The organism is Pseudomonas sp. (assembly GCF_040514055.1).
Lineage (GTDB): Bacteria > Pseudomonadota > Gammaproteobacteria > Pseudomonadales > Pseudomonadaceae > Aquipseudomonas.
Genome location: NZ_JBEVDL010000036.1, coordinates 82,308 through 107,689, shown reverse-complemented (window position 1 = coordinate 107,689; position 25,382 = coordinate 82,308). Strand labels below are relative to the sequence as shown.

Here is a 25,382-nt window from a genome sequence, read left to right as displayed (position 1 = left end):
TGCCATCGTCGGTTGCTTGAGGCTTGAGGCTTGAGGCTTATAGCTGCTCCTCTCTTAGAGCTGCTCCACTCTGGCACCCTTGTTGCAACTACCCAGATAACGAGCTGTGCGGTGTCAAAAAACCGCGCTCACTGGAGGTTGTGATGAGCCAGGGTATTGAATTCAATCGCCTGATGTTGGAAATGCGCTCCATGCAGGCGGAGGCGATGGCGCGTCAGCAGCCGATCGCCAAAGCGCCGGAGCCAGGCGCGCCGAGTTTCTCGGACATGCTCGGGCAGGCCGTGGGCAAGGTCAATGAAGTGCAACAGACCTCAAGCCAGCTGGCCACCGCGTTCGAGGTGGGCACCAGCGGTGTCGACCTGAGCGATGTGATGATCGCGTCGCAAAAAGCCAGTGTGTCTTTTCAAGCCATGACCCAGGTGCGTAACAAGCTGGTTCAGGCTTATCAAGACATCATGCAAATGCCGGTTTAAGGGCGGGATTAGGTCATGGCAGAAGCTGTCGCTGATAACGTACCGGCACGGACCGGTTCCGATGAGCCGAAAAAGCCGCTGTTCGGCTTGGCGTTTCTGGAAAACCTCGCCGAGATGACCATGCTGCGTCAGATCGGCCTGTTGGTCGGCCTGGCCGCCAGCGTCGCCATTGGCTTTGCCGTGGTGCTCTGGTCGCAACAACCGGACTACCGCCCGCTCTACAACAGCCTGGCGGGTATGGACGCCAACCAGGTGACCGAAGCCCTCGCCGCGGCCGACATTCCCTATACCATCGAACCGAACTCGGGTGCCTTGCTGGTCAAGGCCGAGGACCTGGGACGCGCTCGCCTGAAACTGGCCGGTGCCGGTGTGGCGGCAAAGGACGGTAACCTGGGCTTCGAGATTCTCGACCAGGAACAAGGTCTGGGCACCAGCCAGTTCATGGAGGCCACCCGTTATCGGCGCGGCCTGGAAGGTGAGTTGGCACGCACCGTGTCGAGCCTCAACAACGTCAAGGCCGCCCGGGTGCACCTGGCCATTCCCAAGGGCTCGGTGTTCGTCCGCGACGAACGCAAACCCAGTGCCTCGGTGCTGGTGGAGCTGTATCCCGGGCGTTCGCTGGAACCCAGTCAGGTCATGGCCATCGTCAACCTGATCGCCACCAGCGTGCCGGAACTGACCAAGTCGCAGATCACCGTGGTCGATCAGAAGGGCAATTTGCTCTCTGACCAGCAGGAAAACTCCGAGCTGAGCATGGCCGGCAAGCAGTTCGACTACAGCCGCCGCATGGAGAGTCTGTTCACCCAGCGGGTGCACAATATCCTGCAGCCGGTGCTTGGCAATGGTCGCTACAAGGCCGAGGTCTCCGCCGACGTCGACTTCAGCGCGGTGGAATCGACCTCCGAAATGTTCAACCCCGACCAGCCGGCGCTGCGCAGCGAGCAGAAAGTCAACGAACAGCGCCAGAGCGGCTTGCCGCCCCAGGGCGTGCCGGGCGCCTTGAGTAACCAGCCGCCCGGGGCCGCCAGTGCACCGGAGCAGACCGGTGCGGCTGCAGCGGCACCGGCCGGCGCCATTGCCGCGGGTCAGCCGCTGCTGGATGCCACCGGTCAACAGGTGATGGACCCGCTCACCGGTCAGCCGATGCTGGCGCCTTACCCGGCCGACAAGCGCGAGCAGTCCACGCGCAATTTTGAACTGGACCGCTCGATCAGCCATACCAAGCAACAGCTCGGCCGCCTGCGCCGCCTGTCGGTGGCGGTGGTAGTGGATGACCAGCTCAAGATCAATGCCGAGAGCGGCGAAACCACCCGCGTGGCCTGGACCGCCGACGATCTGGCGCGCTTTACCCGCCTGGTCCAGGACTCCGTGGGTTTCGATGCCAGCCGCGGTGACAGCGTCAGCGTGATCAATACCGCCTTTATGGCCGACCAGGGCGATGAGATTATCGATATCCCGTTCTACACCCAGCCCTGGTTCTGGGATGTGGTCAAGCAGGTGCTGGGTGTGTTGTTTATCCTGGTGCTGGTGTTTGGCGTGCTGCGGCCGGTATTGAACAACATCACCGGCACTGGCAAGGGCAAGGAACTGCTGGCCGGTGGTCGTGATGCCGAGCTGGGCGAGCTCGGCGGGCTGGACGGCGAATTGTCGGCCGATCGGGTCAGCCTGGGTGGTCCGCAGAGCATTCTGCTGCCCAGCTCCAGTGAGGGGTATGATGCTCAACTGAACGCCATCAAAGGGTTGGTGGCCGAGGACCCGGGCCGCGTCGCCCAGGTCGTCAAAGAGTGGATCAACGATGATGAGTGATAATCGCCCCGGCAAACTGAGCAAGGTCGAAAAGGCCGCCATTCTCCTGCTGTCGCTGGGCGAGACCGACGCTGCCCAGGTGTTGCGTCATCTGGGCCCCAAGGAAGTGCAGAAGGTCGGCGTGGCCATGGCGCATATGCGTAATGTCCAGCGCGAGCAGGTGGAGCAGGTGATGGGCGAATTCGTCGAAACCGTCGGCGACCAGACCAGTGTCGGCGTCGGTGCCGACAGCTACATTCGCAAGATGCTGACCCAGGCCCTGGGCGAGGATAAAGCCGGCAACCTGATCGACCGTATCCTGCTCGGCGGCAGCACCAGTGGGCTGGATAGCCTGAAATGGATGGAACCGCGCGCCGTGGCCGATGTGATCCGCTACGAGCACCCGCAGATCCAGGCGATCGTGGTGGCGTACCTGGATCCGGACCAGGCCGGTGAAGTCCTGGGGCATTTCGATCACAAGGTGCGTCTGGATATCGTCCTGCGGGTGTCGTCGCTGAACACCGTGCAGCCGGCCGCGTTGAAAGAGCTCAACCTGATCCTCGAGAAGCAGTTCTCCGGCAGCGCCAACACCACCCGCGCGGCGCTGGGCGGGATCAAGCGCGCGGCCGATATCATGAACTTCCTCGACAGTTCGGTGGAAGGCCAGCTGATGGATTCGATCCGCGAGGTCGACGAGGACCTGTCGACGGCCATCGAAGACCTGATGTTCGTCTTTGACAACCTGGCCGACGTCGACGACCGAGGCATCCAGGCGCTGCTGCGCGAAGTCTCCTCGGACGTGCTGGTACTGGCGCTCAAGGGCGCCGACGAGGCGATCAAGGAAAAAGTGTTCAAGAACATGTCCAAACGTGCCGCCGAGTTGCTGCGCGACGACCTGGAAGCCAAGGGCCCGGTGCGCGTCAGCGATGTGGAAACCGCGCAGAAGGAAATCCTCACCATCGCCCGCCGCATGGCCGAAGCCGGGGAAATAGTCCTGGGCGGCAAAGGCGGCGAAGAAATGGTCTGATCCCATGTCCAACAAGGAATTGCCCAGCGAGTTGATTCGTGCCAAGGACGTCGGCGGTTTCGACCGCTGGGCGTTGCCGAGCTTCGACCCGGAAGGCGAGGCGCCGTTGCCGGAGCCCGAGGCGGCGCCAGAGGCACCGGTCGAGGTGCCGGTGGTTCAGCCGCCGTCCCAGGAGGTCGCGCCCGAGGAGGTGCCGACGCTCAGCCTGGAGGAGCTGGAGGCGATTCGCCAGGATGCCTACAACGAAGGTTTCGCCACCGGTGAAAAAGACGGCTTTCACGCCGGCCAGCTCAAGGCGCGCCAGGAAAGCGAAGTGGCGCTCGGCGCCAAGCTGCAGCGCCTGGAGCAGGTGATGGTGCAACTGCTCGAACCGATCGCCGAACAGGACCAGCAACTGGAAGTGGCGCTGGTGCATCTGGTCGAACACATGGCCCGCCAGGTCATTCAGCGCGAACTGAACGCCGATTCCAGCCAAATCCGCCATGTGCTGCGCGAGGCCCTCAAGTTGTTGCCGATGGGAGCGGGCAACGTGCGCATTCATATCAATCCGCAGGACTTCGAGATGGTCAAGGCCCTGCGCGAGCGCCACGAGGAAACCTGGAAGATTCTCGAAGACGAGGCGCTGCAGCCCGGCGGTTGTCGGGTCGAGAGCGAGCACAGCCGGATCGACGCCAGTGTCGAGACGCGCCTGAGCCTGGCGCTCAAGCAGCTGTTCGATCAGCAGCGCGAACAGGCCACCAACCCGGCGGCCAGCGATTTGCACCTGGACTTGGACGCCGTCGATGTGCCCTGACGGGGTGGGTACAGGCCCGCGCCTGGGCGCTTGTTATCAGGCCGTCGAAGCGTCCGCGGCCCTCGAGGGTCCCCCTGACCTGGATACCCCCCATGCGCCTTGAGCGGCTCAGTTTCGCCAAGCGCCTGGGCGGCTACAGTCAGGCCATCGAGCTGCCGACGCAGCCGGTGATGGAAGGCAGACTGCTGCGCATGGTCGGTTTGACCCTGGAGGCCGAGGGGCTGCGCGCCGCCGTCGGCGGCCGCTGCCTGGTGATCAACGATGACAGTTACCACCCGGTTCAGGTCGAAGCCGAGGTCATGGGTTTTGCCAATGGCAAGATCTTCCTGATGCCGGTCGGCAGCCTGGCCGGCATCGCCCCCGGCGCGCGCGTGGTGCCGCTGCCGGATACGGGTCGCTTGCCCATGGGCATGTCGATGCTTGGTCGGGTCCTCGACGGCGTGGGCCGGGCGCTGGATGGCAAGGGGGGGATGAAGGCCGAGGATTGGGTGCCGATCGACGGGCCGACCATCAACCCGCTCAATCGCCATCCGATCAGCGAGCCGCTGGACGTCGGTATCCGTTCGATCAACGGCCTGCTGACAGTCGGGCGCGGCCAGCGGCTGGGTCTGTTCGCCGGCACCGGCGTGGGCAAGAGCGTGCTGCTGGGCATGATGACGCGCTTTACCGAAGCCGACATCATCGTGGTCGGGCTGATCGGTGAGCGGGGCCGGGAGGTGAAGGAATTTATCGAACATATCCTCGGCGAGGAGGGCATGCAGCGCTCGGTGGTGGTGGCGTCGCCGGCCGATGATGCGCCGCTGATGCGCCTGCGCGCGGCCATGTATTGCACCCGGATCGCCGAGTATTTTCGCGACAAGGGCAAGAACGTGCTGTTGCTGATGGATTCGCTGACCCGCTTTGCCCAGGCCCAGCGCGAAATCGCCCTGGCGATCGGCGAACCGCCGGCGACCAAGGGCTATCCGCCGTCGGTGTTCGCCAAGCTGCCGCGCCTGGTGGAGCGTGCCGGCAATGCCGAAAAGGGCGGCGGCTCGATTACCGCGTTCTACACCGTACTGTCCGAAGGCGACGATCAGCAGGATCCGATCGCCGATGCCGCCCGCGGTGTGCTGGACGGCCATATCGTGTTGTCGCGCCGCCTGGCGGAAGAAGGTCATTACCCGGCAATCGATATCGAGGCCTCGATCAGCCGGGTGATGCCCCAGGTGGTGAGCGTCGAGCACATGCGCAACGCCCAGCGCTTCAAGCAGCTGTGGTCGCGCTTCCAGCAGAGCCGCGACTTGATCAGTGTCGGCGCCTATGTGCCCGGCGGGGACGCCGATACCGACCTGGCGATCGCCCGGCAACCGGCCATGGCCCGTTACCTGCGCCAGGGCCTGAACGACAACGAGAGCCTGGGCCAGAGCAGCGCGCAACTTGCCGCGCTGTTTTCGCCTTCCGGCGGCGCGGCCTAAGCCATGGCCCAGAGCCGCGCCGAGCGCCTGCGTCCAGTGGTCGAGCAGGCCGAGCGGGCCGAGCGTGAGACGGCGCGCCAGGTCGGTCATTGCCAGGGCTTGTGCGGCCAGGCGGAGCTCAAGTTGGTCGAGCTCGAGCGCTACCGTGGCGACTACCAGCAGCAATGGATCACCGAGGGTCAGCGCGGCGTGTCCGGTCAATGGCTGATGAACTATCAGCGTTTCCTCTCGCAACTGGAGGTCGCCATCGGCCAGCAACGGCAGACCCTGGCTTGGCACAGGGACAACCTGAACAAGGCGCGGGCCGCCTGGCAGCAGCGTTATGCTCGCCTGGAGGGGCTGCGCAAACTGGTCCAGCGTTACATCGACGAAGCCCGCCGGGTCGAGGACAAGCGCGAGCAGAAATTGCTCGATGAATTGTCCCAACAATTATTAAGACGTGATCAGGGTTGATTCCCGGTTGCCGCTGCCGCCCCGGAGTGCTACATCTTGATAACGCGCATATCGCATAAGACAAGGAGTGCTACATGGCCATTACCTCGCTGCCCTCAACCGATGGGCAAGAGCTGACCATTCAGATTCAGGGACGTTTCGATTTTGGCGCGCATCAGGAATTTCGCGATTCCTATGAGCGGGTCAATATCAGTCCCTCGCGTTACGTAGTCGATCTGCAAGGCACCACTTACCTCGACAGCTCTGCGCTCGGCATGTTGCTGTTGCTGCGCGACCACGCCGGCGGCGACCATGCGCAGATCCGCCTGCTCAACTGCAACCCCGACGTGCGCAAGATTCTCGCCATTTCCAACTTCGAACAGCTGTTCCAGATCGCCTGAGGCGCTGGTGGCGGAGGGGCCATGCCCGAGCGTCTGACGATCCTGATCGCCGAGGACAGTGCGGCCGATCGCATGCTGCTGTCGACCATCGTCAGCCGTCAGGGGCATCGGGTCCTGAACGCCAGCAATGGCCTGGAGGCGGTCGGCCTGTTCGAGCAGGAGCGTCCCCAACTGGTGCTGATGGATGCCCTGATGCCGGTGATGGACGGCTTCGAGGCGGCGCGGCGAATCAAGCTGATCGCGGGCGAGCAGTTGGTGCCCATCATCTTTCTCACCTCCCTGACCGAAGGCGAAGCCTTGGTACGTTGCCTGGACGCCGGTGGCGACGACTTCCTCGCCAAGCCCTATAACCGGGTGATACTCGAGGCCAAGATCAAGGCCATGGACCGCCTGCGCCGCTTGCAGGCCACCGTGCTGCAGCAGCGCGACCTGATCGCCAAGCACAACGAACACCTGCTCACCGAGCAACGGGTGGCCAAGGCGGTGTTCGACAAGGTGGCCCATTCCGGTTGCCTGAGCGCGCCGAATATCCGCTACCTGCAGTCGCCCTATGCACTGTTCAACGGCGACCTGCTGCTGGCCGCGTTCAAACCGTCCGGCGGCATGCATGTGCTGTTGGGGGATTTCACCGGTCACGGTTTGCCGGCGGCCATCGGCGCCATGCCGCTGGCCGAAGTGTTCTACGGGATGACCGCCAAGGGCTATTCCATGGCGGAAATCCTCCGTGAGATGAATGCCAAGCTCAAACGCATACTGCCCGTTGGGGTGTTCTGTTGCGCGGCGTTGCTCAACCTCAGTTTCCAGCGGCGGGTGGTGGAAATCTGGAACGGGGGCTTGCCCGACGGTTACCTGCACCGTGTCGGCAGTGGCGAGCGCATTCCCCTGGCGTCGCGCCATTTGCCATTGGGGATACTCGACGCGGGGTCGTTCAACGACAAGTACGAAGTCTATCCCCTGGAATTGGGCGATCGCCTGTTTCTCCTGTCCGACGGAGTGCTGGAAGCGCGCAATGCTGAAGACCAGCTGTTTGGCGAGGAGCGTCTGCAGGCGGTGTTCAATGCAAACCGTCAACCCGATCAGCTGTTCGAGGATATCCAGCAAGCGCTGCAAGCCTTTCGCGGTGAGGTCGAGGACGACGTCAGCATGGTTGAAATCACGCTGGTGGCCGATGGTGTGCTCAAGCGCCCGGCGCTGGTGTTTTCCGACAGCGGCCTGAACAGTCCGCTGGACTGGTCCGCCACTTTCGAGTTTCGTGCCCAGACGCTCAAGAGCTTCAATCCGCTGCCGTCCTTGTTGCAGATCCTGCTCGAGGTACAGGGGTTGCGCTCCCAGGGGGGAGCGCTGTACACGGTGTTGGCCGAACTTTATTCCAACGCCTTGGAGCACGGGGTGATGGGCCTGGATTCGTCGCTCAAGTGCAACGCCCAAGGCTTTGCTGAATACTACCGGCAACGGGCTGCACGGCTGGCTGCCCTGGAGGACGGTTATGTGCGCTTCCACCTGCAGTTGCAGCCCGAGGCCGGTGGCGGTCGGCTGACCGTGCGGGTCGAAGACAGTGGCCCCGGCTTCGATGTCGCGCGGATGACGGCCCTGCAGCAGAACGCCGACCGCTTCAGTGGTCGGGGTCTGATGCTGGTCGATCAACTGACTGCGCGTTGTGCCTGGACCGACGATGGGCGTGCTGCCCGCGTGGAGTTTTGCTGGCCGCCTCAGGCATAATCCAGCTTTGTGATCAGGGAGTTATCGGTGTCTGATGTTCACCTCGACAGCGCCGTCCTGGCGGCCTTGCAGGACGTGATGGAGGACGAATATCCGGTTCTGCTGGATACCTTTCTGGCTGACTCCGAAGAACGCATGCGTCTGTTGCGCCTGGCGCATGGGCAACAGGATGCCCAGGGCCTGCGCCTGGCGGCACACAGCTTCAAGGGCAGTTGCAGCAACATGGGGGCGCCGCTACTGGCAGGCCTTTGCCGCCTGCTCGAAGAGGCGGGTCGACGTGAGATGCTGGAGGAGGTTGACGACCTGCTCGAACAGACCGAACGTGAGTTCGCCATCGTGCGCATCTTGTTCAAAAGCGAACGCCAGCGGTATGGCTCCCTCTCCTGATCCGCGAGGTGGCCTTGCGTTGGGCGGCTACAGGCTCGCTACCTTACCCTGAGCCTGTTGGTTCGCCCCTCGCTTGACCACCTGGTTTCATGCGCGATGGTTAGCCCGTGTGGAACTTGGCCCGACCCTTGCTATTGCTCTGGCACGACCCATCCCTCGCGGAGAGTGCCAATGTCCGTTGCCCCCGATCTATTGCTCAGGCCGGCCCCTGAGATCAAAGCCAAAACCGCCGCGGCCAAGCCGCCGGCCAGAGCGCCTGAGCCCCAGCAGAAAGAGGCTTCTAGCTTTGCCCAGGTGTATGCCAAGGAACGCCAGGCGCGACCCGCTGAGCGCCAGGAAGGCACGGCGCGAGTCGACGACGAGGCGGTGGCCAGCCGCGCGCCAGAGCAGGATGAGGAGGTGGCGGAGGTCGTTGACCCGACAGCCATTGCCGATAGCGGCAAAACCTTGCCGACCGAGCCGGTTCTGGATCCGTTGCTGTTGCTGGGGATGACCGGCCAGATGCCGGCGGTGCCCGAGACCCTGCCTGACGCCATCGAACTCGAGGGCGGCGGCGAGGGGGACGCGGAAATGTCGCTCTGGGGATTGCCGGGTGGCGGCGTCCTGGCCCCGACGCAAGCGACCCCGGCGGCGACGACTGAAGAGACTCTCGCTGGCGTTATGCCCCAGGGACCTGTCCAACTGGGGCTGACTGGCCAGGTTGGCAGCGCGGTGACGGGTGCCAGCGCGCAGAGCGCGCCAACCAGCCTGGCGGCTCAGGCCACCCTGAGCGCCGGGCAGAATTTCGCCAGCGCCTTGGCCAGCGCCGAGCAACAGCTGCAGCCGGTGGTGAGTGAGGACGAGCTGGACCTGCCGATGACGGAGCTGTCATTCGAAGGACTGGAGAACCTCAAGGAAAGCGTCGGCGAACAGCGCGTGGACAGTAACCGGCTGGGGGCGTTGAACCAGGCCGCCAGCCAGCAGCCCACACCGGCCCAGCGTAGCGCGCTGATTCCCGGCTTGCCTGTGCCGATGCAGCAGGGCGCATGGAGCGAGGCGGTGGTCGACAAGGTCATGTGGCTGTCCAGCCAGAACCTCAAGTCCGCCGAAATTCAACTCGACCCCGCGGAATTGGGCCGGCTGGAGGTGCGCATCAGCGTCAACCAGGAGCAAACCCAGGTGAGTTTCGCCAGCCCGCATGCCCAGGTGCGTGAGGCGCTGGAAGGACAGATGCACCGCCTGCGCGAGCTGTTCACCCAGCAGGGCATGAACCAGCTCGATGTCAGCGTGTCCGACCAATCCCTCAGCCGCGGCTGGCAAGGCCAGGGTAACGAGGGCGGCGAACGGCGCAGTGGCGGTGGTTCTGGCGAGCACGGCGCCGCCGATGAGCCGGTGCTGCTGGGGACCAGCGAGGTGCGGGCGGCCGGGCCGGGTAGCGCGCGTGGCCTGGTGGATTACTACGCCTGACCTAGGGCCTGTTGACACTAGCCACGCGCGCGTAGTGTCAACAGGCCCCAGGGCGACAGCACTCTCCCGCTGTCAGTCTGACGGACCCTGGCGCGCCGATCCGTCAGGCGTACGCTGTGCGCCGCGCAACCCTTCGAGTCATGCCGCCTGACCACGCCTACGCCTGTACGCATTACCATCGTGGTTCGGCGCGGCCGTGCGGCTTGGGTCCACAGGCCCTAGACTGTTGCTGTCCGTTTAGGAGTTGCCAGCGCGTGCGCAGCCCTTTAGCGTGACAGCGCCAGGCGAGCCTGGTATATCCGCTGCGCGTGCAGTCTGTGCGCAACCGCTTTCCGGCGGTTGGCATAACACTTGCTCGCACCTCGATGAAACCGGATACCACTCCGCTCAGTGACGGAAAATTGGCATGGCAAAGAAAGAGGCGCCGCAAAGCCCGCCCGACGCAGGAGCGAAACCGGCCGGCAAGGGTAAGTTGAAACTCATCATTCTGGTGGTGGTGGCATTGTTGGTGGTGGTGGGCCTGTCCATTGGTGGCACCTGGTTCCTGCTGAACAAGGGCGACGCCAAGCATGCCGACAAGGATGAAAAAGCCGAGGCTGCCGAGGCTGTCGCCCCCGTTGGCAAGCAGGCGGCCATTTACGAGCCGCTGACGCCGGCCTTTGTGGTCAACTTCAATTACCAGGGACGCCAGCGTTACATGCAGGTCAGCATCGCCTTGATGGCGCGCGATCAGGCCGCACTGGACGGACTGAAAGTCCATATGCCGTTGCTGCGCAACCGCCTGGTGATGCTCTTGTCCAGCCAGGATTTCGAGGCGCTGATCACCCCGGTGGGCAAGGAAATGCTGCGTCAGCAGGCGACCGCCGCGGTCCAGGAACTGGCGCAGAAGGAGACCGGCAAGCTGGCGGTCGAGCAAGTGCTATTCACCAACCTCGTTTTGCAGTGAGAACGCCCTGATGGCTGTGCAAGACCTGCTGTCCCAAGACGAGATCGATGCCCTGTTGCACGGGGTGGACGACGGCGCGGTCGAACCCGAAGACGCGGTCGAGCCGGGTAGCGTCAAAAGTTACGACCTTTCCAGCCAGGATCGAATCGTCCGTGGCCGGATGCCGACCCTGGAAATGATCAACGAGCGCTTCGCCCGTTATACCCGCATCAGCATGTTCAACCTGTTGCGCCGCTCGGCGGATGTGGCGGTGGGCGGTGTGCAGGTGATGAAGTTCGGTGAGTACGTGCACTCGCTGTATGTGCCGACCAGCCTGAACCTGGTGAAGATGAAACCCCTGCGCGGCACCGGGCTGTTTATCCTGGATGCCAAGCTGGTGTTCAAGCTGGTGGACAACTTCTTTGGCGGCGACGGTCGTCACGCCAAGATCGAGGGCCGGGAATTCACCCCCACCGAATTGCGGGTGGTGCGCATGGTTCTCGATCAGGCGTTTATCGACCTGAAGGAGGCCTGGCATGCGGTCATGGACGTTAATTTCGAGTACATCAACTCGGAAGTGAACCCGGCGCTGGCCAATATCGTCAGCCCCAGTGAAGTGATAGTGGTCTCGACCTTCCACATCGAGCTCGATGGCGGCGGTGGCGACCTGCACGTGACCATGCCCTATTCGATGATCGAACCGATCCGCGACATGCTCGACGCCGGGTTCCAGTCGGATGTCGACGACCAGGACGAACGCTGGATCAAGGCCCTGCGCGAGGACATCCTGGGCGTCAGCGTGCCGTTGGGTGCCACGGTGGCGCGCCGCCAGTTGCGCTTGCGCGACATCCTGCACATGCAGCCCGGCGACGTGATCCCGGTCGACTTGCCGGAGAGCGTGATTTTGCGCGCCAACGGCGTGCCGGCGTTCAAGGTCAAGCTGGGCGCACACAAGGGCAACCTGGCGCTGCAGGTGCTTGAACCGATCGAGCGACCTCGCTAACCCCTTATTTTTAATCTTATTCTCCTTGCCGAGGACGCCTGATGGCCGATGAAAACGAACATACCAGCCCTGAGGAGCAGGCCCTGGCCGACGAGTGGGCGGCGGCGCTGTCCGAGGCCGGCGATGCCAGCCAGGACGATATCGATGCGATGATGGCCCAGACCAGTAGTCCCGCCGAGCCGTCGGCGCCACGCGCGCCCATGGAGGAATTCGGCAGCACGCCGCGTTCCAACCTGCCGGTGAACTTGGAAGGCCCGAACCTGGACGTGATCCTGGATATCCCGGTGTCCATTTCCATGGAAGTCGGCAACACCGACATCACCATCCGCAACCTGCTGCAGCTCAACCAGGGCTCGGTGATCGAGCTCGATCGTCTGGCCGGTGAGCCGCTGGACGTGTTGGTCAACGGCACCCTGATCGCCCATGGCGAGGTGGTGGTGGTCAACGAGAAGTTCGGCATCCGCTTGACCGATGTGATCAGTCCCAGCGAACGCATCAAGAAGCTGCGCTGAGCCATGGCCAAACTCCTCGCGCTGTTCGCCGCCGGGCCGCTGGCGGCCCTGGCCGCCGAACCGGCGACGGTCGCACCGCTGACTAACAGCGGTATCGCCGGGCAGCTGGTGCAGTTGCTGCTGGGACTGGGCCTGGTGATCGGCCTGATTTTCCTGCTGGCCTGGCTGATGCGGCGGGTCCAGCAGATCGGCCCGCGCGGCGGGCAGGTGATCAAGCTGGTGGCCAGTCAGTCGCTGGGGCCACGCGATCGCTTGGTGCTGGTTCAGGTGGGCACTGAACAGATTTTGCTGGGCTTGACCCCCGGCCAGATCACCCCCCTGCATGTGCTCAAGGAACCGGTACCGCTGGCCGATGCCGAAGTGGCCACGCCCGAATTTGCCCAGCGGCTGATGGAGTTGCTGGGCAAGGATCAGAAGGACAAACCGTGATGACCGCCGTTCGCCTGCTGCTGAGCCTGGCGCTGGTCCTGCTCGCGCCCCTGGCCCTGGGGGCCACGAGCGACCCGCTGTCGATTTCGGCGATCACCCTGTCGACCAATGCCGAGGGTCAGCAAGAGTATTCGGTCAGCCTGCAGATCCTGCTGATCATGACGGCCCTGAGTTTTATCCCGGCCTTTGTCATGCTGATGACCAGTTTTACCCGGATCATCATCGTCTTTTCAATCCTGCGACAGGCCTTGGGCCTGCAGCAGACGCCGTCGAACCAGATCCTGATCGGCCTGGCCCTGTTTCTGACGATGTTCATCATGGCGCCGGTGTTTGACCAGATCAATCGCGAGGCCTTGCAGCCCTACCTGAACGAGCAACTGGTGGCCCAGGAGGCGATCAAGAAAGCCGAGGTGCCGATCAAGAACTTCATGCTGGCGCAAACCCGCGAAAGCGACCTGGAGCTGTTCGTCCGGTTGTCCAAACGTACCGATATCCTCACCCCTGTGGACGCGCCGCTGACCATCCTGGTGCCGGCCTTTGTCACCTCGGAGCTGAAAACCGCCTTTCAGATCGGCTTTATGATTTTTATCCCGTTCCTGGTCATCGACCTGGTGGTGGCCAGTATCCTTATGGCGATGGGCATGATGATGTTGTCGCCGCTGATCATTTCGCTGCCGTTCAAGATCATGCTGTTCGTCTTGATCGATGGCTGGGCGCTGATCATGGGCACGCTTGCCGCCAGTTTCGGAGGAACCTGATATGACCCCTGAAATCGCGGTGGACCTGTTTCGCGAGGCGCTCTGGCTGACCGCGATGATAGTCGCGATTCTGGTGGTGCCCAGCCTGGTGGTCGGCCTGTTGGTGGCGATGTTCCAGGCCGCCACGCAGATCAACGAGCAGACCCTGAGCTTTCTGCCGCGCCTGCTGGTGATCATGCTCACGCTGATCTGGGCGGGGCCCTGGCTGGTTCGCCAGCTGATGGAGTTCACCACCAACCTGATCCAGAACATTCCGTTGCTGATCGGCTGATGCTCGAGCTCAGCGACGCGCAGATCGGCGGCTGGGTGGGCAGTTTCCTGCTGCCGCTGTTTCGCATTGCCGCGCTGCTGATGACCATGCCGATCATTGGCACTCAGCTGGTGCCGGTACGGGTGCGCATGTACCTGTCACTGGCGATCTGCCTGGTGTTGATGCCCACGCTGCCACCCATGCCGCAGGTCGATTCGGTCAGCCTGCAGTCCTTTGTGATGATTGCCCAGGAAGTGCTGATCGGGGTCATGCTGGGGTTTGTGCTACAGCTGTTTTTCCATGTTTTCGTCATGGCCGGGCAACTGGTCGCCACGCAAATGGGGCTGGGCTTCGCCTCCATGGTCGACCCGGCCAACGGTATTTCGGTGGCGGTGATTGGACAATTCTTCCTGATGCTGGTGACCCTACTGTTCTTGGCCATGAACGGCCACCTGGTGGTGTTCGAGGTGCTGGCGGAGAGTTTCGTGACCCTGCCGGTCGGCAGCGGGCTGAGGGCCGAGCATTACTGGGCACTGGCCGGCAAGCTCGGTTGGGTGCTGGGAGCGGGACTGTTGCTGGTGCTGCCGGCGGTCACGGCGCTGCTGGTGGTGAATATCGCCTTTGGCGTGATGACCCGCGCCGCGCCGCAGTTGAATATCTTCTCCATCGGCTTTCCGCTGACCCTGGTGCTGGGATTGGTGATCGTCTGGATCGGCATGGCCGATATTCTCGCGCAATACCAGGTGCTGGCCACCGAGGTCTTGCAGTGGCTGCGTGAAATGGTCGGGGCGGCGTAGTGTGGGCTGCCTGATGAGGGCCTGTTGCAATCCACCGGTAAAGGGCTGAGCCATGGCCGAAAGCGAAAGCGGCGCGGACAAGAGCGAGGAACCCACCGACAAACGGCTGCGTGAGTCCCGGGAAAAAGGCCAGGTGGCCCGCTCGCGGGAACTCAACACGCTGGCGGTGATGTTGGCTGGGACCGGGGGGCTGCTGGCCACCGGTGGCGAACTGGGCGATGCCTTGCTGCGGGTGATGCGTGCCTGTTTCGATTTGCCGCGGGAGGCCTGGTTCAGCGAGGAGAGCATGGGGTTGCTGCTGATGGCTTCGGCGCAGACCGCTCTGGAAGCCATGTTACCGCTGTTCGTTTACCTGCTGATCGCCTCGTTGGTGGGGCCCATCGCGCTGGGCGGCTGGCTGTTTTCGGCGGAGGCGCTGGCCCCAAAATTCAGCCGACTCAACCCTCTTGCCGGCTTGAAACGGATGTTTTCGGTCAAGGCCCTGGTCGAGCTGGTCAAGGCCCTGGCCAAGTTCGTGGTGATCCTGATGGTCGGTCTGGCGGTGCTCTCGGCCGACCGCGACGCGTTGCTGGCCATGGCCCACGAGCCCCTGGAAATGGCCATCCTGCACAGCGCCCAGGTGGCTGGCTGGAGCGCGCTGTGGATGGCTTGCGGCTTGATGCTGATCGCCGCGGTGGATGTGCCGTTCCAGTTGTGGGACAACCGTCAGAAATTGATGATGACCAAGCAGGAAGTGCGCGACGAATACAAGGACAGCGAGGGCAAGCCCGAGGTCAAGCAGCGGATTCGCCAGCTGCAGCGGGAAATGGCCGAACGTCGCATGATGGCCTCGATTCCCCAGGCCGATGTGGTCATCACCAACCCCACTCACTTCGCCGTGGCGTTGAAATACGATCCCGCCCAGGGCAGTGCCCCGGTGCTGCTGGCCAAGGGGGGGGATTTTCTCGCGTTGAAAATCCGCGAGATCGCCCAGGAGCACAAGGTGATGGTGCTTGAATCACCGGCCCTGGCGCGGGCGGTGTTCTTTTCCACCGAGCTGGATCATGAGATCCCCGCCGGGCTCTATCTGGCGGTGGCCCAGGTACTGGCCTATGTCTATCAGCTGCGCCAGTTCCGCGCCGGCAAGGGCAAGCGGCCCGGGCCGCTACCGGACCTGCCCATTCCGCCGGACCTGCGGCGGGACGAGTAACGGCGTGTGCAGGGCCGCTACCCCTGCCATGACCCCATTCCGCCGGACCTGCGGCGCGACGAGTAACGGCGTCAAGTCACAAGCTGTAAGCGCTCAAGCGACCGTCACCGCTGCGCCTCATACTCTTTTTGCAGCTTGCAGCTTGCAGCTTGCAGCTTGCAGCTTGCAGCTTTACTCGATCACCCCGCAGCCGATCCGTGCGCCCCCGCCGCCCAGGGGTGCGGGGTGGTCGGCATGGTTGTCGCCGCCGGCATGCACCATCAACGCGTGGCCCTTGAGTTCGCTCAGCTGTTTCAGGCGCGGTGCCAGCACCGGTTGCTGGGCCTTGCCGTCGGCGGTCACCAGCAGCGCCGGTAAGTCGCCCAGATGGCCATCGCCCCAGGGGCTGCCGTGTTTGCCGCTCGTGCGTGGGTCCCAATGGCCGCCTGCAGCCTCCGCGGCCGAGAGTTGGCCGGCTTTGTCGGCGGGGGCGCAGCTGGGGTTGGCATGCACATGAAAACCATGAATGCCCGGCGTCAGGCCGTGCAGCGCGGGGGTAAGGACCAGGCCATGGGGCGTCTCGCTGAGGTCAACGCTGCCCAGGGGCTGGCCCTGGCCCTGGGCGTCGACCTGGGTCAGCGGAATGGTCAGGGTCTGCGCCTGCACGGGCAGGGTGGCACACAGACCTAATACGGCGATCGAGCAGGGTTTCCAAAACGTCAGCATGGGTATTGCTCCAGGACAGGTGTCTTGCTCGGACCCTCGCCGCGCGTTGTGGTTCGTCGCGCGCCCCGCACCCGCGCCCTGGCTGGGCCCGGGCAAGTTGGACAGCTTCTTGCAGATGCCCTGGCACGGGCGTCGTCGGCGTCAAAAGATTGAACGGGTTGGAGTGGACTGTGGCAGTAGATCGCGCGCAACTGGTGGGCAACGTACGCAGTAACCTCTCGGGTCTGCGCGAAGGCAACCTGGGTATTCCGTTGCTGCTGCTGGTCATGCTTGGCATGGTCATGTTGCCGATTCCGCCGTTCCTGCTGGACGTGTTGTTCACGTTCAGCATCGCGCTGTCGATCGTGGTGCTGCTGGTCAGCATCTATGCCTTGCGGCCGTTGGATTTCGCGGTATTCCCGACCATCCTGCTGGCGTCCACCTTGCTGCGCCTGGCCCTGAACGTCGCCTCGACCCGGGTGGTGCTGCTGCACGGCCAGGATGGGCATGCCGCCGCCGGCCAAGTGATCCAGGCCTTTGGCGAGGTGGTGATCGGTGGCAACTACGTGGTGGGTATCGTGGTGTTCGCGATCCTGATGATCATCAACTTCGTGGTGGTCACCAAGGGCGCGGGGCGGATCTCCGAAGTCAGCGCGCGCTTCACCCTGGATGCCATGCCCGGCAAGCAGATGGCCATTGACGCTGACCTCAACGCCGGCCTGATCGATCAGGTCGAGGCCAAGAAGCGTCGTACCGAGGTGGCCCAGGAGGCCGATTTCTACGGCTCCATGGACGGTGCCAGCAAGTTCGTGCGCGGTGACGCGATCGCCGGCCTGCTGATCCTGTTTATCAACCTGATCGGCGGCATCGCCATCGGCGTGCTGCAGCATGACCTGAGTTTCGCCGATGCCGGGCGCATCTACACCTTGTTGACCATCGGTGACGGTCTGGTGGCGCAGATTCCCTCACTGCTGCTGTCGACCGCCGCGGCCATCATGGTGACCCGCGTGTCCAGCTCCGAAGACATGGGCCAGCAAGTCACCCGGCAGATGTTCGCCTCGCCCCGGGCGCTGGCCGTCGCCGCCGCCATTATGGTCGTCATGGGCCTGATTCCTGGCATGCCCCACGTACCCTTCGTCGGCCTCGGCTTGATAGCCGCGGGCGGCGCCTACTGGATCGCCAACAAGCAACGCAAAGCCCAGGAGCAGGTGGTGCAGGAAGTGCAGCGCCAGCAGGAGCTGCTGCCGGCCCAGCGGGCCCAGGAGGTCAAGGAACTGGGTTGGGACGACGTCACCCCGGTGGACATGGTCGGCCTGGAAGTGGGCTACCGGCTGATTCCGCTGGTCGACCGTAACCAGGGGGGACAACTGTTGGCGCGGATCAAGGGGGTGCGCAAGAAGCTCTCCCAGGACATGGGTTTCCTGATGCCGTCGGTACATATCCGCGACAACCTCGACCTGCAGCCCAATGCCTACCGCCTGACCCTGATGGGGGTCAGCGTGGCCGAGGCGGAGGTCTATCAGGATCGCGAGCTGGCGATCAATCCAGGGCAGGTCTTCGGCCCGCTTAACGGGATCGCCGCCAAGGATCCGGCGTTCGGCCTGGAAGCGGTATGGATAGACCCGACCCAGCGAGACCAGGCCCAGTCGCTGGGGTACACCGTGGTCGACGCCAGTACGGTGGTCGCCACGCACCTGAACCAGGTGCTGCACAAGCACGCCCACGAATTGCTCGGCCACGAGGAGGTGCAGCAATTGCTGCAGCTGCTGGCCAAGAGCTCGCCCAAGCTGGCCGACGAGCTGGTGCCCGGGCTGGTGTCGTTGTCGACCCTGCTCAAGGTGCTGCAGGCCTTGCTGCAGGAGCAGGTGCCGGTACGAGACATCCGCACCATCGCCGAGGCCATCGCCAATGTCGCGCCCAAGAGTCAAGATCCCGCCGCCATGGTGGCCGCGGTGCGCGTGTCGTTGGCCCGTTCGATCGTGCAAAGCATTGTGGGACTAGAGCCGGAGCTGCCTGTGATCACCCTCGAGCCAAGGTTGGAACAGATATTGCTTAACAGTCTACAGAAGGCCGGTCAAGGCGCCGAGGAGGGGATCCTGCTCGAGCCCGGCATGGCTGAGAAGCTGCAGCGTTCCCTGGTGGAAGCGGCGCAGCGCCAGGAGATGCTCGGCAAACCCGCGATTCTGCTGGTGGCCGGTCCGGTTCGGGCGATGTTGTCGCGCTTTGCAAGGCTGGCCGTGCCGAACATGCAGGTGCTGGCGTACCAGGAAATCCCAGATAACAAGCAAGTCACCATAGTCGCGACTGTGGGTCAGAACTAACCGAGGTCCAAGGCCATGCAAGTCAAACGCTTTTTCGCTGCCGATATGCGCCAAGCCATGAAACTGGTTCGCGACGAGCTGGGCGCGGATGCCTCGATCATCGGAAACCGTCGGGTCGCCGGCGGTGTGGAACTGACCGCCGCGCTGGATTACCAGGCCCCTGCGGCCCCGGTTCGCCAACCCAACGCGGCGCTGGAAGCGGAGCTGCGCAAGACCCAGTCGCGGATCGCCTCGGCCCAAGCCGAGCTGACCACCCGCGAGCAGGTCGATGCCGGCCAGGACCGCCAGCTGTTCGCCAACGAATCGATTATCGCCCCCGAACTGCCCGCCTCGGTATTGCGTCCGGCCGGTCGCCCGGCGGCGCCGAGCCCCAGCGCAGCGAGTGCGGTGGCCACCGATCAGCGCGCGCTGGACGCCATGCGTTTCGAATTGCACGGCCTGCGTCAGCTGATCGAAGTGCAGCTGGGTTCCATGGCCTGGGGCCAGTTGCAGCACCGTCGTCCACAGCAGGCCAACCTCTGGCGTCGGTTGCAGCGCATGGGGCTGTCGGCGGACATCGCCAAGGCCTTGCTCGAGCGCGTGGCCAACGTGGCCGAACCGCGTCAGGCCTGGCGGATGGTGCTGGCGCACCTGGCTCACGCGATCCGCACGCCCAAGCAGGAGCCGCTGGAAGAGGGCGGTGTGATCGCCCTGGTCGGGCCGGCCGGCATGGGCAAGACCACCACCCTGGCTAAACTGGCGGCCCGTTATGTGCTCAAATACGGCTCGCAAAATATCGCGCTGGTCAGCATGGACTGCTACCGCATCGGTGCCCAGGAGCAGCTCAAGACCTTGGGGCGCATTCTCAATGTCACCGTTACCCCGGTCGATCCTGGCCAGTCGTTGTTGCAGGCACTCAAGCCCCTGGCAGGCAAACGGGTGGTGTTGATCGACACCGCCGGGCTGCCGGGCAACGATCCGGCCTTGGCGATGCAGTTGGAAGCCTTGGCGGCGCGGGGCCTCAAGGCAAAAAATTATCTGGTTTTAGCGGCCACTAGTCAGAGCCAAGTGCTCAAGGCCGCCTACCATAGTTATAAGCGTTGCGGCCTTGCAGGCTGCATACTGACCAAATTGGACGAGGCGACCAGCATGGGTGAGGTTTTAGGTCTGGCTATCAGCCAGCATCTGCCGGTAGCCTACCAGACTGACGGTCCGAAGATTCCGGATGACCTGCAGGTACCCCGCGGTCATCAGCTGGTCAGTCGCGCGGTGGGCTTGCAGGCCGCCGAGGAACCGAGCGAAGACGCCATGGCCGACATGTTCGCCGGCCTGTATCAGGGGCCGACGCGCCGCGCCGGCTAGCTACAGCAGCCGCAGCCGGTCGCCAGGCGCGCCTGGCGACCGCTCAGGACGAGCACAGAAGGAATAAGCCAAATGGCCCAGCCGCAGCAAGACAAGGTGTGTAGATAACATGGGTAGGCATCCTGTACAGGTGATTGCGGTGACCGGCGGCAAGGGCGGCGTCGGCAAGACCAATGTGTCGGTGAATCTGTCGCTGGCCCTGGCCGACCTCGGTCGGCGGGTGATGTTGATGGACGCCGACCTTGGCCTGGCGAATGTCGACGTATTGCTGGGTCTGACCCCCAAACACACCCTGGCCGATGTGATCAGTGGCGAGTGTGAGCTGCGCGATGTGTTGTTGCTCGGTCCCGGCGGTATTCGCGTGGTGCCGGCGGCGTCGGGCACCCAGAGCATGGTGCAACTTTCGCCCATGCAGCACGCCGGCCTGATCCAGGCCTTCAGTGACATCAGCGACAACCTCGACGTGTTGGTGATCGACACCGCCGCCGGCATCGGCGATGCGGTGGTCAGCTTCGTGCGCGCGGCGCAGGAAGTGATAGTGGTGGTCTGTGACGAACCGACCTCGATCACCGATGCCTACGCCTTGATCAAGCTGCTCAATCGTGACCATGGCATGAGCCGCTTTCGGGTTCTGGCCAATATGGCCCACAGCCCGCAGGAAGGTCGCAACCTCTTTGCTAAGCTGACCAAGGTGACAGACCGATTCCTCGATGTGGCGCTGCAGTATGTGGGCGCCGTGCCCTACGATGAGTCGGTACGCAAGGCCGTGCAGAAGCAGCGCGCGGTCTATGAGGCCTTTCCGCGTTCCAAGTGCGCGCTGGCGTTCAAGGCGATTGCCCAGAAAGTCGACACCTGGCCGTTACCGGCCAACCCGCGCGGCCATCTGGAGTTCTTCGTCGAGCGTCTGGTGCAGCAGCCCACCGCGGACACGGGCGTATGACACCAGCCAGTGGACTCAGTATGTACAGCAAGGCACACGCTCAGGATTCGCAGCACCAGCTGATCGAACGCTACGCCCCCCTGGTCAAGCGCATCGCCTATCACATGCTGGCCCGCTTGCCTGCCAGTGTGCAGGTGGATGATCTGATCCAGGCCGGCATGATCGGCCTGCTCGAATCGGCGAAGAAGTACGATGCGAGCAAGGGCGCCAGTTTCGAGACCTTTGCCGGTATCCGCATCCGCGGTTCGATGCTCGACGAGGTGCGCAAGGGCGATTGGGCGCCCCGTTCGGTCCACCGCAACACCCGCATGGTCAGCGACGCCATTCGAAAAATCGAGGCGCGCACCGGTCGCGACGCTAAAGATCAGGAGGTTGCGGCCGAACTCCAATTGAGTCTCGAGGATTACTACGGCATTCTGGGCGACACGTTGGGCAGCCGCCTGTTCAGTTTCGACGACCTGTTGCAGGACGGCGAGCACGGTGGTTTGCGCGAAGACGCCGGTATCACCCATTTCGAGCCCGCGCGCGATCTGGAAGACCAGCGTTTCCAGGTGGCGCTGGCCGATGCCATCGCCAACCTGCCGGAGCGTGAGCGTCTGGTGTTGGCGCTGTATTACGATGAAGAGCTGAATCTGAAGGAAATCGGCGAAGTACTGGGGGTTAGCGAGTCGCGTGTCAGCCAGTTGCATAGCCAGTGTGCCGCGCGTCTGCGCGCACGGCTCGGTGAATGGCGCGCGCCCTGAGGCGCCCGGTGCGGGTCGGTTCCACGATTGAAGGGCGTATTCAGCTGCTGAGTGCGTTTAGGACTGTACGGAGGTCGACTTGGACAAGAACATGAAAATCCTCATCGTTGACGACTTCTCGACGATGCGACGGATCATCAAGAACCTCTTACGCGACTTGGGTTTTACCAATACCGCCGAGGCCGATGATGGCACCACCGCATTGCCGATGCTGCAAAGCGGGAGTTTCGACTTTTTGGTCACCGACTGGAACATGCCGGGCATGACGGGCATCGACCTGTTGCGCGCGGTGCGTGCGGACGAGCGCCTCAAGCAGCTGCCGGTGCTGATGGTAACGGCCGAAGCCAAGCGCGACCAGATCATCGAAGCGGCGCAAGCCGGGGTCAATGGTTATGTGGTCAAGCCGTTCACAGCCCAAGTGCTGAAAGAGAAGATTGAAAAAATCTTCGAGCGGGTCAACGGCTGATGTTCGCCACGAGGGTCTTATGGATCAGAAAGATTCCACATCGGGTGACCTTGAGTCGGCCCTGAAAATCAATGCTCGTGAGCTGGTAGCCAGCCTGGAAAAAGGCAACTTCGGCGAAGCGGTGCTGTTCATCAACGAGCTCAACAAGGTGCGCGACCGTGGCTTGTATCACGAGGTCGGCAAGCTGACCCGCGAGCTGCACAACGCCATCGTCAACTTTCAGCTGGACCCCCGGATGCCCCACGCCCAGGAGGTCTCGCAAATCACCGACGCCACTGAGCGGCTGAACTACGTGGTCACCATGACGGAGAAGGCGGCCAACCGGACCATGGACCTGGTGGAACAGAGCGCCCCCTTGGTCAACGGTCTGAGCGACGAGGCGCAGAGCCTGGGCGCCGACTGGGGGCGCTTTATGCGCCGTGAGCTGGGCGCCGATGCGTTCCGTGAGTTGGCCAAGCGTATCGAGGTTTTCCTGGCGCGCAGCGAGCGCGACGGCGCGGCGATCTCCGGCCATCTCAACGATATTTTGCTGGCCCAGGACTTTCAGGACCTGACAGGGCAGGTGATCAAGCGTGTCACCCAGCTGGTGACCGAGGTCGAGGGCAATCTGCTGAAGCTGGTGCTGATGGCCAGCCAGGTAGATCGTTTCGCCGGCATTGAACATAACCATGAGGTGTTGCGTGCCGAACAAGAACAATTAAAAGAGCCGTCTCGGGGTGAAGGTCCGCAGATTCATGCCGATACCCGTGAGGACGTCGCGTCCAACCAGGACGATGTCGATGATCTGCTATCCAGCCTGGGATTCTAGGTTCCACGCGAACCTTTGGGGAGCACGCACATGAGCTTCGGCGCCGATGAAGAAATCCTCCAGGACTTCCTGGTCGAGGCCGGTGAGATACTTGAGCAACTGTCCGAGCAGTTGGTCGAGCTGGAAAGCCGCCCGGATGATTCGAATCTGCTCAACGCCATCTTTCGCGGTTTTCACACCGTCAAAGGTGGCGCGGGCTTCCTGCAGCTCAATGAGCTGGTGGAATGCTGCCATATCGCGGAAAACGTCTTCGATATCCTGCGCAAGGGCGAACGGCGTGTCGATTCGGAGCTGATGGATGTCATCCTCGAGGCGCTGGATGCGGTCAACCTGATGTTCAGTCAGGTGCGTGAGCGCGTCGAGCCTACCCCGGCCACGCCCGAATTGCTGGCGGCGCTGACTCGCCTGGCGGAGCCGGCCAGTGCCCAGGCCGCAGTGGTCGAGGCGCCAGACGAGCCAGATATTCACGTCGATGCCAGCGATCAGGAGTTCGAGCAGCTGCTCGACGCCTTACCCGAAGCCCCCGCGCCACTGGCGGCCCCGAGTGCGCCCGTGGGTGGCGGTGATGAAATCACCGATGACGAGTTCGAGGCGTTGCTCGATCAGTTGCATGGCAAGGGCCAGGCCGCGGCGCCCGCTGGCGTGGCTAAGGCTCCGGTCGCCGCCGTGGCAGCGGCGCCCACGGTCGGTGGCGGTGACGAGATCACCGATGATGAGTTCGAGGCCTTGCTCGATCAGCTGCATGGCAAGGGCAAGTTCGTCGAGCCCGTGGCTGCCGCCGAGCCTGCTGCCCCGGTAACGCCCGCGGCGCCAGTGCCGGGTGGCGGCGACAATATTACCGACGACGAATTCGAGGCGCTGCTCGATCAGTTGCACGGCAAGGGCAAGTTCGTCGAGCCTGCTGCCCCGGCCGTTGCGCCGTCGCCCCCCGTTGCAGCGCCGGCCCCGCTGGCGAAAGCCAAGGCGCCGGCCGCCGCCGCGCCCAAGCCCGCCGCCGCGCCCGCGGCAAAAGCGGAGCCGGCCAAAGCCGTTGCGCCGCCTGCGGCCGCGGCTGGGCCCGACAAAGCGAACCCGGCCAGCGAGGCGGAGACCACGGTGCGGGTCGATACCGCACGTCTGGACGAAATCATGAACATGGTTGGCGAGCTGGTGCTGGTGCGCAATCGCTTGGTACGCCTGGGTTCCAACAGCGCCGATGAGGCCATGGCCAAGGCTGTCTCCAACCTCGATGTGGTGACTGCCGACCTGCAGACCGCGGTGATGAAAACCCGCATGCAGCCGATCAAGAAAGTCTTCGGCCGCTTCCCGCGCCTGGTGCGCGACCTGGCCCGCAGCCTGAAAAAAGAGATCAACCTCGAACTGGTTGGAGAAGAGACCGACCTGGACAAGAACCTGGTGGAGGCCCTGGCCGATCCCCTGGTGCACTTGGTGCGCAATTCGGTGGATCATGGCATTGAGTCGCCGGAAGCGCGCGAAGCCGCCGGAAAAAGTCGGGGCGGCAAGATCGTGCTGGCGGCGCAGCAGGAAGGCGATCATATCCTGCTGTCGATTTCTGACGACGGCAACGGCATGGATCCGGATGTACTGCGGGCCAAGGCGGTCGAGAAGGGGGTGCTGGACCGCGATGCGGCCGACCGTTTAAGCGAGGCCGAGTGCTACAACCTTATTTTCGCCCCGGGATTTTCCACCAAGGCGGAGATATCCGACGTGTCCGGGCGCGGTGTGGGCATGGACGTGGTCAAGACCAAGATTGCCCAGCTCAACGGCATCATCAATATCTATTCGGCAAAGGGCCAGGGCACCAAGATCGTGATCAAGGTGCCGCTGACCCTGGCGATCATGCCGACCCTGATGGTCATGCTGGGCGACCAGGCATTCGCCTTTCCCCTGGTCAACGTCAACGAGATTTTCCACCTCGACCTGTCGCGCACCAACGTGGTGGACGGGCAGGAAGTGGTGATCGTGCGCGAGAAAGCCTTGCCCTTGTTCTACCTCAAGCGCTGGCTGGTGCGCAGTGCCGCCCATGAAGAGCAGCGGGAAGGGCATGTGGTGATCCTGTCGGTGGGTACCCAGCGGATCGGCTTCGTCGTCGATCAACTGGTCGGTCAGGAGGAAGTGGTGATCAAACCCCTGGGCAAGATGCTGCAGGGTACGCCGGGAATGTCCGGCGCCACCATTACCGGTGACGGTCGCATCGCCCTGATTCTGGACGTGCCGAGCATGCTCAAACGTTACGCGCGGCGTCCTTAGGGCGCGGTTGGCGTCCGCCGCCTCGCGGTCGATATTGCAGTTTTTAGGA

At 63.4% G+C, this 25,382-nt stretch carries 26 protein-coding genes; 25 read left to right on the top strand and 1 reads right to left on the bottom strand.

The window, feature by feature from the left end; translation table 11 throughout:
• The first annotated feature begins 143 nt into the window (after positions 1–143).
• The 18 genes from fliE (at position 144) to flhB (ending at position 15,780) form a co-directional block, all read left to right on the top strand.
• Positions 144–473, top strand: a complete 330-nt coding sequence (gene fliE / locus ABWY06_RS09240) for a flagellar hook-basal body complex protein FliE (protein ID WP_353925277.1) — start codon at positions 144–146, stop codon at positions 471–473.
• 15 nt (positions 474–488) lie between these two features.
• Positions 489–2,279, top strand: coding sequence for a flagellar basal-body MS-ring/collar protein FliF (gene fliF, locus ABWY06_RS09235; protein ID WP_353925276.1), 1,791 nt, complete (start codon positions 489–491; stop codon positions 2,277–2,279).
• Positions 2,272–3,285 (top strand): flagellar motor switch protein FliG, encoded by a 1,014-nt coding sequence (fliG, locus tag ABWY06_RS09230; RefSeq protein ID WP_353925275.1) that lies wholly within the window; start codon positions 2,272–2,274, stop codon positions 3,283–3,285. The genes fliF and fliG overlap by 8 nt, the downstream gene beginning before the upstream one ends.
• A gap of 4 nt (positions 3,286–3,289) precedes the next feature.
• Positions 3,290–4,078 carry a flagellar assembly protein FliH gene (gene fliH, locus ABWY06_RS09225; RefSeq protein WP_353925274.1) on the top strand — a complete coding sequence of 263 codons (789 nt, stop codon included), beginning with the start codon at positions 3,290–3,292 and terminating at the stop codon, positions 4,076–4,078.
• A 92-nt stretch (positions 4,079–4,170) separates the two neighbouring features.
• Positions 4,171–5,532, top strand: a complete 1,362-nt coding sequence (gene fliI / locus ABWY06_RS09220; protein WP_353925273.1) for a flagellar protein export ATPase FliI — start codon at positions 4,171–4,173, stop codon at positions 5,530–5,532.
• A gap of 3 nt (positions 5,533–5,535) precedes the next feature.
• Entirely contained in the window at positions 5,536–5,985 is a 450-nt protein-coding gene (gene fliJ / locus ABWY06_RS09215; protein ID WP_353925272.1) for a flagellar export protein FliJ, read from the top strand.
• 74 nt (positions 5,986–6,059) lie between these two features.
• Positions 6,060–6,365, top strand: coding sequence for an STAS domain-containing protein (locus ABWY06_RS09210; protein WP_353925271.1), 306 nt, complete (start codon positions 6,060–6,062; stop codon positions 6,363–6,365).
• Between the two features lie 21 nt (positions 6,366–6,386).
• Positions 6,387–8,084 (top strand): SpoIIE family protein phosphatase, encoded by a 1,698-nt coding sequence (locus ABWY06_RS09205; RefSeq protein ID WP_353925270.1) that lies wholly within the window; start codon positions 6,387–6,389, stop codon positions 8,082–8,084.
• Positions 8,085–8,111: 27 nt separating this feature from the next.
• Positions 8,112–8,471 carry an Hpt domain-containing protein gene (locus ABWY06_RS09200; RefSeq protein ID WP_353925269.1) on the top strand — a complete coding sequence of 120 codons (360 nt, stop codon included), beginning with the start codon at positions 8,112–8,114 and terminating at the stop codon, positions 8,469–8,471.
• Positions 8,472–8,642: 171 nt separating this feature from the next.
• Positions 8,643–9,917: a flagellar hook-length control protein FliK gene (locus tag ABWY06_RS09195; RefSeq protein ID WP_353925268.1), complete on the top strand. Its 1,275-nt coding sequence runs from the start codon at positions 8,643–8,645 to the stop codon at positions 9,915–9,917.
• Between the two features lie 406 nt (positions 9,918–10,323).
• On the top strand, positions 10,324–10,863 hold the full coding sequence (gene fliL / locus ABWY06_RS09190) for a flagellar basal body-associated protein FliL (protein ID WP_353925267.1): 540 nt from the start codon (positions 10,324–10,326) through the stop codon (positions 10,861–10,863).
• Between the two features lie 10 nt (positions 10,864–10,873).
• Entirely contained in the window at positions 10,874–11,845 is a 972-nt protein-coding gene (gene fliM / locus ABWY06_RS09185; RefSeq protein WP_353925266.1) for a flagellar motor switch protein FliM, read from the top strand.
• A 41-nt stretch (positions 11,846–11,886) separates the two neighbouring features.
• Complete coding sequence (gene fliN / locus ABWY06_RS09180) at positions 11,887–12,357, top strand: flagellar motor switch protein FliN (RefSeq protein ID WP_353925265.1); 471 nt, start codon at positions 11,887–11,889, stop codon at positions 12,355–12,357.
• Between the two features lie 3 nt (positions 12,358–12,360).
• A complete protein-coding gene (gene fliO / locus ABWY06_RS09175; protein WP_353925264.1) occupies positions 12,361–12,786 on the top strand; it encodes a flagellar biosynthetic protein FliO in 426 nt (141 codons plus the stop codon).
• Positions 12,786–13,544 carry a flagellar type III secretion system pore protein FliP gene (gene fliP, locus ABWY06_RS09170; RefSeq protein ID WP_353925263.1) on the top strand — a complete coding sequence of 253 codons (759 nt, stop codon included), beginning with the start codon at positions 12,786–12,788 and terminating at the stop codon, positions 13,542–13,544. Before fliO ends, fliP begins: the two co-directional genes overlap by 1 nt.
• Position 13,545: 1 nt before the next feature.
• Positions 13,546–13,815 (top strand): flagellar biosynthesis protein FliQ, encoded by a 270-nt coding sequence (fliQ, locus tag ABWY06_RS09165; protein WP_353925262.1) that lies wholly within the window; start codon positions 13,546–13,548, stop codon positions 13,813–13,815.
• A complete protein-coding gene (gene fliR, locus ABWY06_RS09160; RefSeq protein ID WP_353925261.1) occupies positions 13,815–14,591 on the top strand; it encodes a flagellar biosynthetic protein FliR in 777 nt (258 codons plus the stop codon). The genes fliQ and fliR overlap by 1 nt, the downstream gene beginning before the upstream one ends.
• 52 nt (positions 14,592–14,643) lie before the next feature.
• Entirely contained in the window at positions 14,644–15,780 is a 1,137-nt protein-coding gene (gene flhB / locus ABWY06_RS09155) for a flagellar biosynthesis protein FlhB (protein ID WP_353925260.1), read from the top strand.
• A 171-nt stretch (positions 15,781–15,951) separates the two neighbouring features.
• On the opposite strand, the gene sodC is transcribed toward flhB, so the two are convergent.
• Complete coding sequence (gene sodC, locus ABWY06_RS09150) at positions 15,952–16,485, bottom strand: superoxide dismutase [Cu-Zn] SodC (protein ID WP_353925259.1); 534 nt, start codon at positions 16,483–16,485, stop codon at positions 15,952–15,954.
• A gap of 170 nt (positions 16,486–16,655) precedes the next feature.
• Between sodC and flhA the strand changes: the two genes are divergently transcribed.
• The 7 genes from flhA (at position 16,656) to ABWY06_RS09115 (ending at position 25,333) form a co-directional block, all read left to right on the top strand.
• Entirely contained in the window at positions 16,656–18,785 is a 2,130-nt protein-coding gene (gene flhA / locus ABWY06_RS09145) for a flagellar biosynthesis protein FlhA (RefSeq protein WP_353925258.1), read from the top strand.
• A 15-nt stretch (positions 18,786–18,800) separates the two neighbouring features.
• Positions 18,801–20,126, top strand: a complete 1,326-nt coding sequence (flhF, locus tag ABWY06_RS09140) for a flagellar biosynthesis GTPase FlhF (RefSeq protein WP_353925257.1) — start codon at positions 18,801–18,803, stop codon at positions 20,124–20,126.
• Between the two features lie 109 nt (positions 20,127–20,235).
• Positions 20,236–21,066 (top strand): flagellar synthesis regulator FleN, encoded by an 831-nt coding sequence (gene fleN / locus ABWY06_RS09135; RefSeq protein ID WP_353925256.1) that lies wholly within the window; start codon positions 20,236–20,238, stop codon positions 21,064–21,066.
• Positions 21,063–21,809 carry an RNA polymerase sigma factor FliA gene (gene fliA, locus ABWY06_RS09130; RefSeq protein WP_353925255.1) on the top strand — a complete coding sequence of 249 codons (747 nt, stop codon included), beginning with the start codon at positions 21,063–21,065 and terminating at the stop codon, positions 21,807–21,809. Before fleN ends, fliA begins: the two co-directional genes overlap by 4 nt.
• A gap of 91 nt (positions 21,810–21,900) precedes the next feature.
• Positions 21,901–22,275, top strand: coding sequence for a chemotaxis response regulator CheY (locus ABWY06_RS09125; protein WP_177345177.1), 375 nt, complete (start codon positions 21,901–21,903; stop codon positions 22,273–22,275).
• Between the two features lie 19 nt (positions 22,276–22,294).
• Positions 22,295–23,083 (top strand): protein phosphatase CheZ, encoded by a 789-nt coding sequence (locus ABWY06_RS09120; protein ID WP_353925254.1) that lies wholly within the window; start codon positions 22,295–22,297, stop codon positions 23,081–23,083.
• A 30-nt stretch (positions 23,084–23,113) separates the two neighbouring features.
• Positions 23,114–25,333, top strand: coding sequence for a chemotaxis protein CheA (locus ABWY06_RS09115; protein ID WP_353925253.1), 2,220 nt, complete (start codon positions 23,114–23,116; stop codon positions 25,331–25,333).
• Positions 25,334–25,382 lie beyond the last annotated feature (49 nt).